This is a genomic window from Oceanococcus atlanticus (assembly GCF_002088235.1).
In the GTDB taxonomy this organism is placed as follows: Bacteria; Pseudomonadota; Gammaproteobacteria; order Nevskiales; family Oceanococcaceae; genus Oceanococcus; species Oceanococcus atlanticus.
On the sequence record NZ_AQQV01000001.1, the window covers coordinates 1,115,414 to 1,129,409 of the forward strand.

The 13,996-nt window shown below is 55.8% G+C and carries 11 protein-coding genes; 5 read left to right on the forward strand and 6 right to left on the reverse strand.

From position 1 onward, the window contains the following. Nucleotides 1–56: 56 nt before the first annotated feature. Complete coding sequence (locus ATO7_RS05265; RefSeq protein ID WP_083560193.1) at nt 57–1,325, forward strand: GGDEF domain-containing protein; 1,269 nt, start codon at nt 57–59, stop codon at nt 1,323–1,325. Here ATO7_RS05265 and ATO7_RS05270 read toward each other — a convergent pair. The 6 genes from ATO7_RS05270 to radC form a co-directional block, all read right to left on the reverse strand. Then, the gene (locus ATO7_RS05270) at nt 1,322–3,190 is read right to left on the reverse strand and encodes a CocE/NonD family hydrolase (RefSeq protein ID WP_206044795.1); all 1,869 of its coding nucleotides are present in this window, start codon (nt 3,188–3,190) and stop codon (nt 1,322–1,324) included. The genes ATO7_RS05265 and ATO7_RS05270 overlap by 4 nt on opposite strands. Before the next feature lie 111 nt (nt 3,191–3,301). After that, on the reverse strand, nt 3,302–3,796 hold the full coding sequence (locus ATO7_RS05275; protein ID WP_083560197.1) for a hypothetical protein: 495 nt from the start codon (nt 3,794–3,796) through the stop codon (nt 3,302–3,304). A 294-nt stretch (nt 3,797–4,090) separates the two neighbouring features. Next, a complete protein-coding gene (locus ATO7_RS05280) occupies nt 4,091–4,513 on the reverse strand; it encodes a GtrA family protein (RefSeq protein ID WP_083560198.1) in 423 nt (140 codons plus the stop codon). 4 nt (nt 4,514–4,517) lie between these two features. After that, on the reverse strand, nt 4,518–5,216 hold the full coding sequence (locus ATO7_RS05285) for a glycosyltransferase family 2 protein (RefSeq protein ID WP_083560200.1): 699 nt from the start codon (nt 5,214–5,216) through the stop codon (nt 4,518–4,520). Next, a complete protein-coding gene (locus ATO7_RS05290; RefSeq protein WP_146680155.1) occupies nt 5,213–6,598 on the reverse strand; it encodes an ArnT family glycosyltransferase in 1,386 nt (461 codons plus the stop codon). Before ATO7_RS05290 ends, ATO7_RS05285 begins: the two co-directional genes overlap by 4 nt. 460 nt (nt 6,599–7,058) lie before the next feature. Then, nucleotides 7,059–7,562 carry a RadC family protein gene (radC, locus tag ATO7_RS05295; protein WP_083560204.1) on the reverse strand — a complete coding sequence of 168 codons (504 nt, stop codon included), beginning with the start codon at nt 7,560–7,562 and terminating at the stop codon, nt 7,059–7,061. 302 nt (nt 7,563–7,864) lie between these two features. On the opposite strand from radC, the gene ATO7_RS05300 reads away from it, so the two are divergent. From ATO7_RS05300 to ATO7_RS05315, 4 genes are read left to right on the forward strand one after another with little or no spacing between them, the layout of a single operon-like run. Next, nucleotides 7,865–8,065 (forward strand): helix-turn-helix domain-containing protein, encoded by a 201-nt coding sequence (locus ATO7_RS05300; protein ID WP_083560206.1) that lies wholly within the window; start codon nt 7,865–7,867, stop codon nt 8,063–8,065. Further along, a complete protein-coding gene (locus ATO7_RS05305; RefSeq protein WP_083560208.1) occupies nt 8,065–11,337 on the forward strand; it encodes a helicase-related protein in 3,273 nt (1,090 codons plus the stop codon). The genes ATO7_RS05300 and ATO7_RS05305 overlap by 1 nt, the downstream gene beginning before the upstream one ends. Next, nucleotides 11,337–12,083, forward strand: a complete 747-nt coding sequence (locus ATO7_RS05310) for a DUF4391 domain-containing protein (protein ID WP_083560210.1) — start codon at nt 11,337–11,339, stop codon at nt 12,081–12,083. Before ATO7_RS05305 ends, ATO7_RS05310 begins: the two co-directional genes overlap by 1 nt. 25 nt (nt 12,084–12,108) lie before the next feature. Then, nucleotides 12,109–13,992 carry a site-specific DNA-methyltransferase gene (locus ATO7_RS05315; protein ID WP_083560212.1) on the forward strand — a complete coding sequence of 628 codons (1,884 nt, stop codon included), beginning with the start codon at nt 12,109–12,111 and terminating at the stop codon, nt 13,990–13,992. The last annotated feature ends 4 nt before the right edge of the window (nt 13,993–13,996 follow it).

Genomic DNA, 13,996 nt, shown 5'->3' on the forward strand with positions numbered 1-13,996 from the left:
CTTCAAGGACATTGGATTAAACTGCAAGACATTCATCCGTCGGCCCCAGCACGCACGTGACGCCCAAGCCCGCCCGCAACACCTTATTTACTGCCAGCGCAGCGCTGCTGCTGTGCGTCGCGACCGTTGCGCTGGGCCAGCATGACGATGCCCTGGGCATGCTCGAGCCGCACACCTCAGCCCTGGTCATCAGCGCCGCCCTGTTCAGCATCGTCTGCGGCTTCTCACACCCCGACCATGGCTATGTGTCATTCGACCGGGTCACCCAAGTGGCCAGCATACTTTTGCTGGGCCCCGCGCCAGCCGCCCTGCTCAACGGCCTGGCCTCACTGCTGTATCCCTTGCATCGGGTGCTGCGCGGCGAATCCTGGCGCAGCGCGGTGGACGCCGCCATGGCCAATGCAGGCATGATGATCCTCATCATTCTGGCCGCAGGCAGCGCCTACCAGAAGGCTGGCGGCGACACCCCGATCGGCGCCCTGAGCACACCGGCATGGATCCCGTTGTTGGTCATGATGACCGTGCTGCACCTCAGCAACGAACTGTGCATGGCCTGGTTCCTGTGGCTACGCGAACGCAAACCGTGGCGCAGAATCGCAAGCTTTTCCTATGCGGTCGAAGGCTTTTCCATACTCATCGGGATCTCGGTGGCCGCCATCCTGCCGCAAATCCCGTTACCGGAAGGCATCCTCCTGCTGATCATTCTGGCCACCGGCATGGTGGTGGTCCGCCAGTTGGCCATGCTGCGCCAAACCCTGAGCCGCCAGATTGCAGAGCGCACCCAGGAACTTGAAGCCAAAACCGCACAGCTTGACCGGCTGGCCAAGGTGGACGCGCTCACCGGCCTGCCCAACAGGCGCTCGCTTGAAAATCGACTGGACACCCTGTTCGACGGCCCTGCAGAAGCACGTGAAGGGCTGTACGTCGCCATCCTCGATATTGATCACTTCAAGCAGGTCAACGATCAGCACTCTCACGCCCTGGGCGATGAAGTGCTGCGCGAGCTCGGCAACATGATCCGCAGCAACCAGTTCAGCCAGGACAGCGCCGGACGCTATGGCGGCGATGAATTCATCCTGTGCCTGCAACGCACACAGCGGCATGCCGCCCGCGACACCTGCCAGGCCCTGCTGCAACAGTTCAGCCAGCACCGCTGGTCAAGCACCAACCAGCCGGTACATGTGTCTGCCAGCATTGGCCTGACGGCGGTTCGGGCCGAGGACTCACGCACCACCGCACTGGCCCGCGCGGATCGGCGCCTGTATGCCGCCAAAAGCGCCGGTCGCAACCAGTTGCGCGCCGACGACGATGCGCATGCGGCCTAGGGCGCAGCCACCTCAGCAGACAGCGCCCGCTCCACCACTGGCAGCACCACATTCGAGGGGTGCTCGGCATCGCTGTAGATCGTCAGCAATCCGGTTAAACCGCTGAGCAGATCCGGCAAGGGCGGTAGGCCATGCGGCAAATCGCTGGCACCGACCGCCACGCGCAGGGCGTGACCTGGCTGAATCACGAAGCTGCTGGGAAAAATTTCCACATTCACTTCAACGATATTGCCCATGCCGGGCGCCTGCTTGTCCGCCTCAATAAAGGTGTGCCACGGCTGGATCATCTCGCCGTCGAGATAACGGCTGCGCAGCGGGTCCAGCGCACGCATGGACGCGGTCTGGATCCCGTTGGTCAGCTCGCGTGAGACCCCGTTGGGCGCCACATCCGTCAGCCGCACAACCAGCCCCGCATCCAGGGCCGTGGTCGACATCCAGATGTTGGCCTGAATCGGTCCGTTGACGTACAACGGCTCATCCATCACGGGCGTGGTGTAGGTAATTTCCAGCACCTCGGTCAGGCGATTGTCGTCACCACACACGGGCAGAAAACCAATGATGCCGGCGGTCCACTGGCTTGCGCTGGTCGAGCACACACCGTTGACCGGCTGTTGCAGGATCATGTTGGAGGCCTCGTCCGGCCCTGCCGGCTCGCCCGACAAACTGCGATCGCCACGCAGACTCAGACGCACAGCCTGGGCCTGCGGGTGCGGCCAGTCCGGTTCCACCACATAGCGCTCTTCGCCGTACACATACTGCGTAACGTCCGGCTGCTGTTCAGCGCCGCTGTCCATGTCCTTCAGATAGCGGTCAAACCACTGCAGGGCAATGGCATCCAACGAAGGCACACCATCAGCCGGCAAGCCCTCGCCACTTGAGCCGCCAAGGTGGGTCCATGGGCCAATCAGCAATTTGGCCTCGACCTGATCCTTGATCGCCTCATACAGCATGGGCGTACCGCGCTGAAACAGATCGTTCAGCCCACCGACCAGAAAGGTCGGCACCTGAACCTTGTCCGCCACCTCCAAGGGGGAGCGAATGCGCCAGAATTCGCTGTCATACGCCCGCGCCGTACCGAGCACCGACTCCGCAATGGTGGGCACTGCGAACTGGGCCAACGAACCGCTGATGTGATCCAGCAAAACGCTGACACCGTCGGCCGGATTGCTCTGCAAACTTGCTACCGGCAAGGCGCCCAGCCCGCTGACCAGGCCCATCCACAACGGAATGAAACCGGCGTTGACCTGACCGCCCGAAAACACGATGTCGCGGTAGGCATCCCCCATGGGCACAATCGCGAACATGGCCTTGTGTGAGGGATGCTGGTGCTGCGCGGTAAAGAACTGGGTGATGCCCATGTAGGACGCGCCCCAGGTGCCGACATTGCCATCGCTCCAGGGCTGCTCATCAATCCAGTTCAGGACATCCAGGAAATCAGCCTGCGCCTGTTCACCGAAGGATTCCCAGGTGCCCCCCGAACTGCCGGTTCCGCGCTCATCTACGTACAGATGCGCATAACCACGCTCAACAAAGTGATTGCCGCTCAGCGCGGTGCTGATCAGGCGGGCGTTGTAGCCGGTAATCGTCAGAATCACCGGCAATGGCTCGCTCACCGCCTCACCGTCGTCGCCCGCAGGACGGGTCAGCCGTGCAGCCAGCTGCGTACCATCGGCCGTGGTAATAAAGACATCCTCGGCCACCACGCCGGTGTATTCCGCCGGGCGCTGGTAGTCACTCCAGACCTTGGCCGGGTCGACACTGACATCCTGGGCAAGCGACGATTTCCCTCCGCCACACGCCGACACAGCAGCCGCCGCAAACATTGCCCCCACCACCGCAGCTGCGGGTTTACGCATCTTCATCATCCTTGCATCTCCTCAAGCACCGCATCCTGCAGCGCATTGGCGGTCACATCACGCGCTGTGATGTGACTCTTGTCAATTATTCAGCACGGCGCGAAGTATAGCGCATGGGCACTACTCGAAACCGCTCAACACCCGATAACGAACAGCCAATGAATTGAGTTCCAGAATCTCGATACGCGCCCCCTCGATGCCGACCACCGGATCATCAGCGATATCAAACCGCACATCCTTGCGCTGCACCGCCGTGGTATCGCCAAGCACTTGCGTGTATTGCAGGAACAGCTGCGATCCCGAGCGACCGGTGAAGACCAGTTCCTGCCGGCGCGCATCGTCGGAGGCCGCCGTGTGACGCACCGCGGTCAAGTTCACCGTCTCGGGACAGACCACATCATTGAAGTACAGCGACCAGCGGCCATCCCCAACAGGCTGAAGGCATTCATCGATCACTGTCCTTTCCTGGCCAGCGAAACGATTAACCCATTCCAGCTTGCCACAGTACAGGACCGAGCGACCTTCAACCCGGCTGCGGACTAGTTCAGCACCAACTGGCACCTCAACGCGCTTGGACAGGTCCTCGCAAAGAACTTGGACTTTGTCAGCACGCATTGCTCTACCTGAAAATCCATGGATGGCAACAACCATGACCTCACCCACCTCGGCTCTGTGCTCCTGGCCCACCGCAGGTGAGGATAACGACTTGAACTCTAGCTCGGGCTTGGGCAACGCCCTAGGCTGCAACCCAGTACACGCACATAACAGAAGCAATGCGGACGCTGCACAAATGGAAACTTTCAGCATGACACTCAGCTTGGCGCAAATATGTTGCAACAAGCAATAACAACGCCAAACTCGCTCAACTCAACCAAGCAAGTGCTTTACTCGAGCGAAACAACAGACAACCTACTTGAAACCTGCAAAAACCCAGAACCTGCGCGCACCGAAATTCCATGCAAAGACCGCCGCGGTAGCCAAAACCTTCGCCAGCATCGGGTGCATAAGCAATAGCTTCATGAGCGCGAACAGCGCCGCAACGTTGAGAAGCAACCCAAACGCACTCACGAGAAAAACCAGGGAAACCTCAACTCTTTGCTCGTGGCGCCCGCCAACGAAAACAAATCTGATTGATAGCAAGTAATTAATAAGCGTCGCCACCAAAAAACTGATCACCGCGATCGGAATGTAGTCAAGACCCAAGCCAATCGCAAAAAATGCAAAAATTGCCCAGTCAGCAAGCGCCGCAATTCCACCAACGAAGAGATATCTAAGCAGCGCGCTATCGGCAATAGCACTAAGCCCCTGATCTACTACGCCGCCCCGAGACATCCGCTCAGCCTTGTCGCCGCCAGATGTTGTACTTCAAGATCGCGTAGAAAGCACGAACGCCATCACGCCAGCCTATCTTCTTTCCCTCGGCATACGTTCGCCCGTAGTACGAAATGCCAACTTCGTAGATCACGCACCCCAACCGCGCAACCTTGGCCGTCACTTCCGGCTCAAAGCCAAAGCGATCTTCTTCGATTGTGATGCGCGTCAAAACATCTGCACGAAAAACCTTGAAGCAGGTCTCCATGTCCGTCAGGTTGATGTTAGTAAGCATATTCGAAGCAAGCGTAAGAATGCGGTTTGCCACCATATGCCAGAAATACACCACTCGATGGGGTTGACCACCAGCAAAACGTGAGCCAAACACCACATCGGCTTTACCGGCGATTATGGGCGCAAGAAGTTTGGGGTATTCCTGAGGGTCATACTCAAGATCGGCATCCTGAACAATCACGACGTCACCCGTCACTTCCGCGAAACCGCTACGCAGAGCCGCCCCCTTCCCCTGATTCCGCTCATGAAACACCACACGCTCAACCTGGGAGGCCAGTTCGCCTTTGAGCAGTTGAGCACTACCATCTGTTGAACAATCATCCACCACAATGACTTCAAGCCCATCAACCGGAGCCTGGCGCACACGATCAATTATTTCTTGTAACGTCTTGCTCTCGTTGTAGCAGGGGATAACGACTGAAACTTTCACGACCCCCTATTCCTTCTGTTAACCCAATTGAGACGCCACACTCCCACCGCAGACAGCGTCGCCCACAACCCGACTGCCGACATGATGTACATGAGCGGCCGAAACGGAACGCTGTAGCGAGGAAACGGCGCGCCAATCATGTGCAAGGCCGTGTAGTAAACAATTAGCAAAGAAAATACGCGCACGATCAACAACGAATGTTCGCGAAAGCACGCCTTAGAGCACGGCAACCACACTACGACACTTCCGATCAACGCCAAGATCACAGATGGCAAATGGGTCCATGCCGAAATCGCATGAGTTATTTGAAACAGAACCGATTCCACATAAGGGGACTTAAGCACCGGGTAGACAAACGCATCACCAGCGCCCTGGACAATACTCCAAGACCACAGAAAGGCTGGCTTCTCACAAAAATACCACCTCAAATAGAGAAGCGGATCACTCAAAACGCTGGAGAAAATATGCTTGAGGACTGATGACACGCTCTGAGCAATAACATGAGAGTCAGGGTCATACCTGTATGGGAAACCAAAAGTCGTCGAATCTCCGCCATAAACAAAAGAGGGGTACATGCCATGGTGCAAAAAATTGATCATCAAATGCGGATCGCTCATCTGCCCCAAAACAGCAATATTTCTGAGCACCCAAGGCAACATCAACGCCAAAAAACCTAGAACCATTGACAATGCATAGCGCCACGCTGCTCTCTTCTCAAACTGAAAAAACAAAAAACAGGCCAGAAGTGGCGGAAAGTACTGGAATGCGGGGCGCACCAATGCGCACACACCCAAAAAAGCCCCAACCAGAAACCAGAAAAATAAGCTTCGTCGCTTTGCTGCGCAAACCACACCCACCGTAAAAACCATCAGCACAAAAGTCGCCATGGACTCTGTCAAGATATAAACGTTTGCATTGATTAAATGCGGGCTAATCGCAACAAAGAATGAAACCGCTATGGCAAGCCACCACGAAACAAGCTGCGCACAGACGAAATAGGTAATCAAAACAACCGTGGTGCTGGCCAGTGCTTGTATTGACGTAACCTTCGCGAGTTCAGAGAACGTAATCTGATCAATCAACAGCGACAAGAATAAGGGATAGCCTGGCGCACGAACCGCATCCGGCTCCACCCGCCCACCCGGGTCAGCAATTCCTACTTCTGATCTGGAGTAAACGCCATGATGCCTGATATTGTAGGCGTAAATTACATAAGCCCTAGCATCCGCGCGAACCGGATTATCAACCGTTGTATTAGCCACTGCGCCAAATCGCAGTTGTGCTGCTAACACTACAACCAAACCAATCAATAGCACCTTGCACAAGGTCGTTACGGCACTGCCCGACACCCCAGCACGCGCTGCAGTAAATCTGTTGATCAAATAGCCCCCCAGTACTCTTGGCTAGAGTAGACCTCCAATGCACATGCTAAGCGTCAGCCATTTCATCGCCCAGCCGCGGAATGTTTGCACCTGCCTCCCCCACTCCGGATAGTGGCACAAAAACCATGAGCAAGCTGCCACATGCAACCACTCTTGGGCGCAACTCTTAGACACCCGAGCATAAAAAAGGGCTGCGAGAAAACTCGCAACCCTTGAATTTGGCGGAGAAGGAGGGATTCGAACCCTCGCCATATTTACTTGTTTTTCCTCTTGTTTTTCATTTCCGCAAACACACAACCCACACCACACCCCACACAAAAGTGGTGACCTCGCACCCTTTGCCGCCAGTCATCCCACTGACTTCGAGGCGCGCAAAAACGCGCCCGATAAGAACCCAGCGGTGACGCCCTTGCTCGAACGCCACCGCCGGTATCCACAAGTGGATCTAGTCGGGCGCAGGCTATAAGAGCCCGCGCTGCGAGAAGGACACATAATCTCCACCCGCGACAACCAGGTGATCCAGCACCCGGACATCGACCAGGGATAGCGCGTCCCGAAGTCTTTCGGTTAAGCGACGGTCTGCCGAGCTCGGATCTGGAACACCGGATGGGTGGTTATGGGCGAAGATCACCGCACTGCTGTTTCGTGAAAGCACCGACTTCACAATCTCGCGGGGATAAACACTTGCGCCGTCGATGGTGCCAACCGCCGCCTCCTCGATGCCGAGCACACGGTGACGAGTATCCAAGTGGACCACCACAAAGGCTTCCCGCTCGTAGCCGGCAAAGTGTGAGACCAGGTAGCGCGCCGCATCTGACGGCTGGGAGATACCCACCTCGCGCTGGATAGCCTTCTCAAGGCGGGTTCGTGTTGCTGCGAAAAGCTCAGAATCGGAAGCAGCTCTGTACTGCCCCTGATGATCACGGACGTAGAGCTCGTCAGAAAGAAGAGATTGCTGAAGCATGATGGAATCCGGTAACACGGCGATATTGCCGCCTCACCGCAGGCACGCCGCAGCGCAGTGCTCAAGGCTGGCCCTCAGGGCCACTTGCAGCGCAGGATGCGCCGGCCTTGAACACGAGAACGGTGTGACACTCTAAAAAGGCAATAGCGCGAACCCCACCCCCAACACCTCCACCATTACATTTGTTGATCTTTTTACGAAGCGCACTTGCGTTTTGTTCGAGAACTGCCGGGCACCGGCAATCGCGACCCTTGAACCGGAGTTGGTGCTACTCTTCAGGGCATAACGCCCTGGAGACTGACATGATGCGCTGCCACCTCTCCCGCCTGATGGGAGAGCGAAAGATGAAGATCATGGATGTCGCCCGCGCGACGGGGCTGCACCGCAACACCGTCACCTTGCTATACAAGGAAACTGCAACGCGTATTGACCTCGAAGCAATTGAAAGTCTCTGCCGGCTGTTCGATTGTGGTGTCGGCGATCTGTTCGAGGTGGTTGATTGATGAAAATCATCGACAACACAGCCAATCTGCTAGGAGATGATCTCAAGGCCACGCTGCACCAGGGCAGCAGACTCAAGATCGCTGCCTCGTGCTTTTCCATTTACGCATTCGAGGCGTTGAAAACTGAACTCAGCAAGCTCGAAGAACTGGAGTTCATATTCACCGCGCCGACTTTCGTCGCAACTCAGGCCACAGACCGGTTTAAGAAGGAACGCCGCGAGTTCTTCATCCCCAAGCTCGAACGCGAAAATGGCTTGTACGGCACGGAGTTCGAAATCCAGCTCCGTAACAAGCTCACCCAAAGAGCAGTAGCCCGCGAATGCGCGGAGTGGATACGTCGCAAGGCCACGTTCAAATCCAACATCACGAAAGCGCCGATGCAGCAGTTCATGCATGTCGGCAGCGCTGGCGGAAGCACCGCCTACATGCCCATTAGCGGCTTCACGGCGGTGGATCTGGGTTATCAGAAAGGCGATGCCGTTTCGAACTTCGTCACGCGCTTCGACGACCCCATGCAAACCCAGATGTATCTGCAGCTGTTCGATCAGATCTGGTCCGACCCGGACAAGGTGAAGGACGTCACGAACGCAATCTGCGAGCACATCGAGTCGGTCTACCAGGAGAATTCGCCGGAGCGCATCTATTTCATGATGCTCTACAACATCTTTCACGACTTCCTGGACGAGATCGATGAGGATGTGTTGCCGAATGACCTCACAGGCTACCGTGACAGCCTGGTCTGGAACAAGTTGTTCAACTACCAGCGCGACGCGGCCACCGGCATCATCAACAAGCTGGAGACCTACAACGGCTGCATCCTGGCGGACAGCGTTGGCCTCGGCAAAACCTTCACCGCTCTGGCCGTCGTCAAGTATTACGAACTGCGCAACCGCTCCGTGCTGGTTCTGTGTCCGAAGAAACTGGCGGACAACTGGCGTAACTACAACACCAACCTCACCACGAACATCTTCGCCAAGGATCGCTTCAACTACGACGTGCTCTGCCACACGGATCTGTCACGCACGACGGGTGAATCCTTCGGCATTCCTCTCAACCGGGTGAACTGGGGCAACTACGACCTGGTGGTGATCGACGAGTCCCACAACTTCCGCAACAACGATGTCTACAAAGACCGGGAAACCCGTTACCAAAAGCTGATGAACCAGGTCATCCGCGCCGGCGTGAAGACCAAGGTGCTGATGCTCTCCGCCACGCCGGTCAATAATCGCTTCACGGACTTGCGCAACCAGCTGGCGTTGGCCTACGAGGGCGAATCCGACGCGCTCAGCAAGCGCTTGAAGTCCGGCGGAGACATTGAAGAAATCTTTCGTCGTGCGCAGCGGGCGTTCAACGTCTGGTCGTCCCTGCCGCCCGAAGAGCGCACCCCGGCGTCCATCCTCAAATCGCTGGACTTCGACTTCTTCGAGTTGCTCGATGCCGTCACCATCGCGCGCTCGCGCAAGCACATTGAGACGTTCTACGACACTACGGACATCGGCCAATTCCCCGAGCGGTGCAAGCCGCTGTCCTTTCATTGCCCGATCACGCAGCGCTCCGATGTGGTGGGCTTCGATGACATCTTCAAGCAGCTGTCCGTGCTCAAGCTGGCGGTCTATGCGCCCATCAGCTACATCCTGCCCAGCCGCCTGAAGAAGTACGAAGAGATATACGACACCCAGGTCGAGGGCGGACGCGGCAAGCTGCGCCAGGCGGATCGTGAGCGCAGCCTGCAAGCCTTGATGACCACCAACCTGCTCAAACGCCTGGAAAGTTCGGTGGAAGCCTTCCGCCGGACCTTGCGTGCACTGGCCGGCAACATCACGCAGACCCTGGAAGCCATTACGGCCTTCGAAGCCAGCGGCCGCTCCGCTGCCGTCGGCGACTACCTTGGCAGCGCCAGCGAGTTCGATCCCGAAGACGATGATCTGGCGGGTCTGGATGAATTCAGCGTCGGCAAGAAAGTGCAGATCAGCCTGGCCGACATGGATGTCCCCTCCTGGAAGCATGACCTCCAGGCCGACCTCACCCTCATCGACGACCTCATCGCCAGCATGGACAACGTCAGCCCGCAGGATGACGCCAAGCTGCAGCACCTGATGTCCATCATCGGCAAAAAGCTGGAAACGCCACTCAACCCTGGCAACCGCAAGATTCTGATCTTCACAGCCTTCGCCGACACCGCCAATTACCTGTACGAAAACCTCAGCGAGACAGCCAGCAAGTTGGGGCTGCACATGGGTAAGGTCACTGGCTCCGGGGCGCCCAAGACCACGCTGAAGAAAGCCTACGATTTCCAAAGCGTGCTCACGTTGTTTTCGCCCCGCTCGAAGGAAAAAGCCACTGCGCTGCCCAATGAACCCGGCGAGCTGGACATTCTCATTGGCACGGATTGCATTTCCGAGGGCCAGAATCTCCAGGACTGCGACTACCTGGTCAACTACGACATTCACTGGAACCCGGTTCGCATCATTCAGCGCTTTGGCCGTATTGACCGTATCGGTTCACCCAACACGCAAATCCAGCTGGTCAACTATTGGCCGGACATCTCGCTCGATGAGTACATCAACCTCAAAGAGCGTGTCGAAAACCGCATGATCATCACGGACATCACCGCCACCGGCGATGACAACGTGCTCACGGCCAAGTCCAGCGATATTGCCTACCGCAAGGAACAGCTTCAGCGCCTGCAAGACGAAGTGATCGAGCTGGAAGACGTCAAAGCCGGCATCTCCATCACCGATCTGGGCCTGAATGATTTCCGCATGGACCTGCTCAACTACGTGAAAGACAACGGCGAGTTGGATCACGTGCCCTTCGGAATGCACGCCATCGTGCCTTCCAAACCCGAGCTGGGTCTGCAGCCAGGCGTCATCTTCGCGCTGAAAAACATTCACCAAAGCGTCAACGTCAACCAGCAGAACCGCCTTCATCCGTACTACCTGGTCTACATCGGTGACGACGAAGAGATCATCGCCGACCACACCGAGGTCAAACGCTTGCTGGATCTGATTCGCTCCAGCTGCAAGGGTCAGGTGGAACCAATCCGTCCTGTCTGCCAGATTTTCAATGAGCGCACCGACGACGGCCGCAACATGGGGCGCTATTCTGAACTGCTCAGCAGCGCCATACAGTCCATGATTGAGGTAAAAGAAGAAAAGGACGTGGACAGCCTGTTTAGCGGTGGCCGCACCAGTGCGCTAACCCACACAATTGAAGGGCTGGACGACTTTGAACTTATCGCCTTCATCGTCATCGAGGGTGAGAGCGCCTGATGCCGATGTACGACTGGCCCAAGGGGGGGCGCTTCGGCCGCGTCGTCCCCAAGAGCAAGATCTACGAGCATGCCAAGGCCAGCAACCAACTCAAGGAGCTGTTCATCCGCGACGTGGAGCGAATCGAATGGGCCTACAAACTCGCGCCCGAGACCTTGAATCTGAGCGCCACCGAGCGGGTCACGGAAGTCCAGGTGTTCGAATTACGCTGTCACACAGCCAACCTGCACCAGGACATCCTGCGCGCGATAGACCGCGCCATACCATTTCCCCTGATCTTCGAGCTTCAGCACGGCGGCAAGACCAAAATGGCCGCCGCACACAAGCGCCGCAGTGAAGCAGATAGCACCAAGTGGGTGCTCAGCGATTATTTCGAAAGCCCTTGGTCGCCGGATACCAATGCGCGAGCGGCGCTGCCGGTGGCTCTGAACCTGGAACGCCTGTACGAAGCCTTGCTGCAGCCACTGGTCGCCACCCACACCTCACAGCTGACCCAGGCAAGACGAAGCGCCCAGGAGAAGGAAGCAACGCTGACAGGAGTAGCCGAATCCAGCGCCCGCTACAGTGCGTCTCTATGCGCTCAGATCGAGCAGGCAGCTGCCATTGAAGCTCAGACCCGAGAGATCAAACGAATTCAGGCTCGGCTGAGCCGAGAGAAACAGTTCAACAAACGCGTAGCCATCAATGCAGAGCTGCGTGAAGCCCAACAAGAACTCGAGCGCCTGAGCTCGAGTTTGTCCGAATAGACAGAGAGATTACGTAAGAGAACCCATGGACAAGTTGAAAATGCACAGCCGGGATTTGACCTTAGAAAATATCGCAAAAATTGGCGAGTTGTATCCAGGTTGTGTCACAGAAGGTCGTGACGGCGAAACAGGTCGCACTCGCCTAGTCGTAGATTTTGAACGGCTAAAACAGGAGCTGAGCGACCATATCGTGGATGGCGACCCGGAACGCTATCGAATTGACTGGCCTGGAAAGAAAGAAGCGCTTGTCGTTGCCAATGGTCCCATTGCGAAAACATTGCGCCCATCAATTCCAGAAAGCGAGGACTTTCACAATACGAAAAACTTATTCATTGAAGGCGACAACCTCGAAGCGCTAAAACTGCTTCGGGAGACCTATTTAGGGAAAATCAGGGCGATCTATATCGACCCACCATACAACACAGGGTCAGATTTTGTTTACGACGACGATTTTGATCAAGGATCGTCAGAGTACTTGATGAAGACTCTGCAAAAAGACGATTTAGGCAATCGATTCTTGGCCAATTTGGATTCGGGCGGCAAGTTTCATTCTGACTGGCTTTCCATGATGTATCCGAGACTCAGAGTAGCACGATCATTATTGTCCCGTGACGGAATGATTTTCATCAGTATCGACGATAATGAAGTTGCTCCATTGCGTCTCATCTGCGACGAAATTTTTGGAAAGCAAAACTTTATAGAATGCTTCGTATGGAAGAAAAGCTACGGCGGTGGACCCAAGGAAAAATATGCAGTAACACAGCACGAATACGTGTTGATGTATGCAAAGAGCAAAGAGGAATTTTTGCCTTTTTCTCTCCCCTATGATCCGAAAAAGGTCGAGAGATACTACAAAGGCAAGGACGAGCATTTTTCAATTCGTGGACCCTATCGACTAAAGCCACTCGAAGCGACTAAAAGCATGGACGCGCGCCCAAACTTAGTGTACGACATCCAGCTTGCGGACGGAGAAGTCGTAAGGCCCCAACGCCAATGGCTATGGAGCAAACAACGCGTAGAGGAAGGGTTGAAGAATAATCACGTTATTGTCGTTAGGAACAACGATCGCGTGACACTCAACTATAAGCAATATTTACGGGATGAGGATGGCGTCGAGCGTGGGGAAAAAGCATTCAGCGTGATTGATGAGATTTATACCCAACATGGAACAGCCGACCTTAGCAAGCACTTTCCGGATCAAGTTTTAGTTCAATTCCCAAAGCCGGTACTTCTGATCCAAAGACTTATCCAAATTGCGACCTCCAATTCTCCCGACGCAATTATTTTGGATTTTTTTGCAGGAAGCGGCACAACCGCAGAAGCCTGCTTCAGGCTTCCGGAGAATGTACGCAAACATGTCAAATTTATTCTCGTCCAGATCCCGGAGGAAACTCCTGAAGCATCTCCTGCGCGTAAGGCTGGATTTGCGAATATCTCGCAAATTGCAAAAGAACGTATTCGTAGATCTGGCAGAGAGATCGCGAAAAGTGAAGCCAAGGGCGACTTCGGATTCCGAGTTCTAAAAGTTGATTCTTCGAACATGAAAGATGTTTTCTACCAGCCCGACGCATCTAACCAGCAAGACCTTCTCGAAGCTGTAGAAAACGTCAAGGAGGGCCGTTCGGCTGAAGACCTTCTGTTCCAGGTGCTGGTTGATTGGGGCGTGGATCTCACGCTACCGATTCGCAGCGAGACGGTTCAAGGGAAATCGGTGTTCTTTGTTGACGACAATGCACTTGTCGCATGTTTCGATTCTGGCGTGTCTGAGGAACTGGTCAAGGAGCTCGCACGTCACGAGCCTTTACGTGTCGTATTCCGAGACAACGGCTTCGCTTCCGATGCCGTGAAGATCAATGTCGAGCAAATCTTCCGTCAGCTGTCGCCATCGACTGAAGTCAAATCCATCTGAGGCC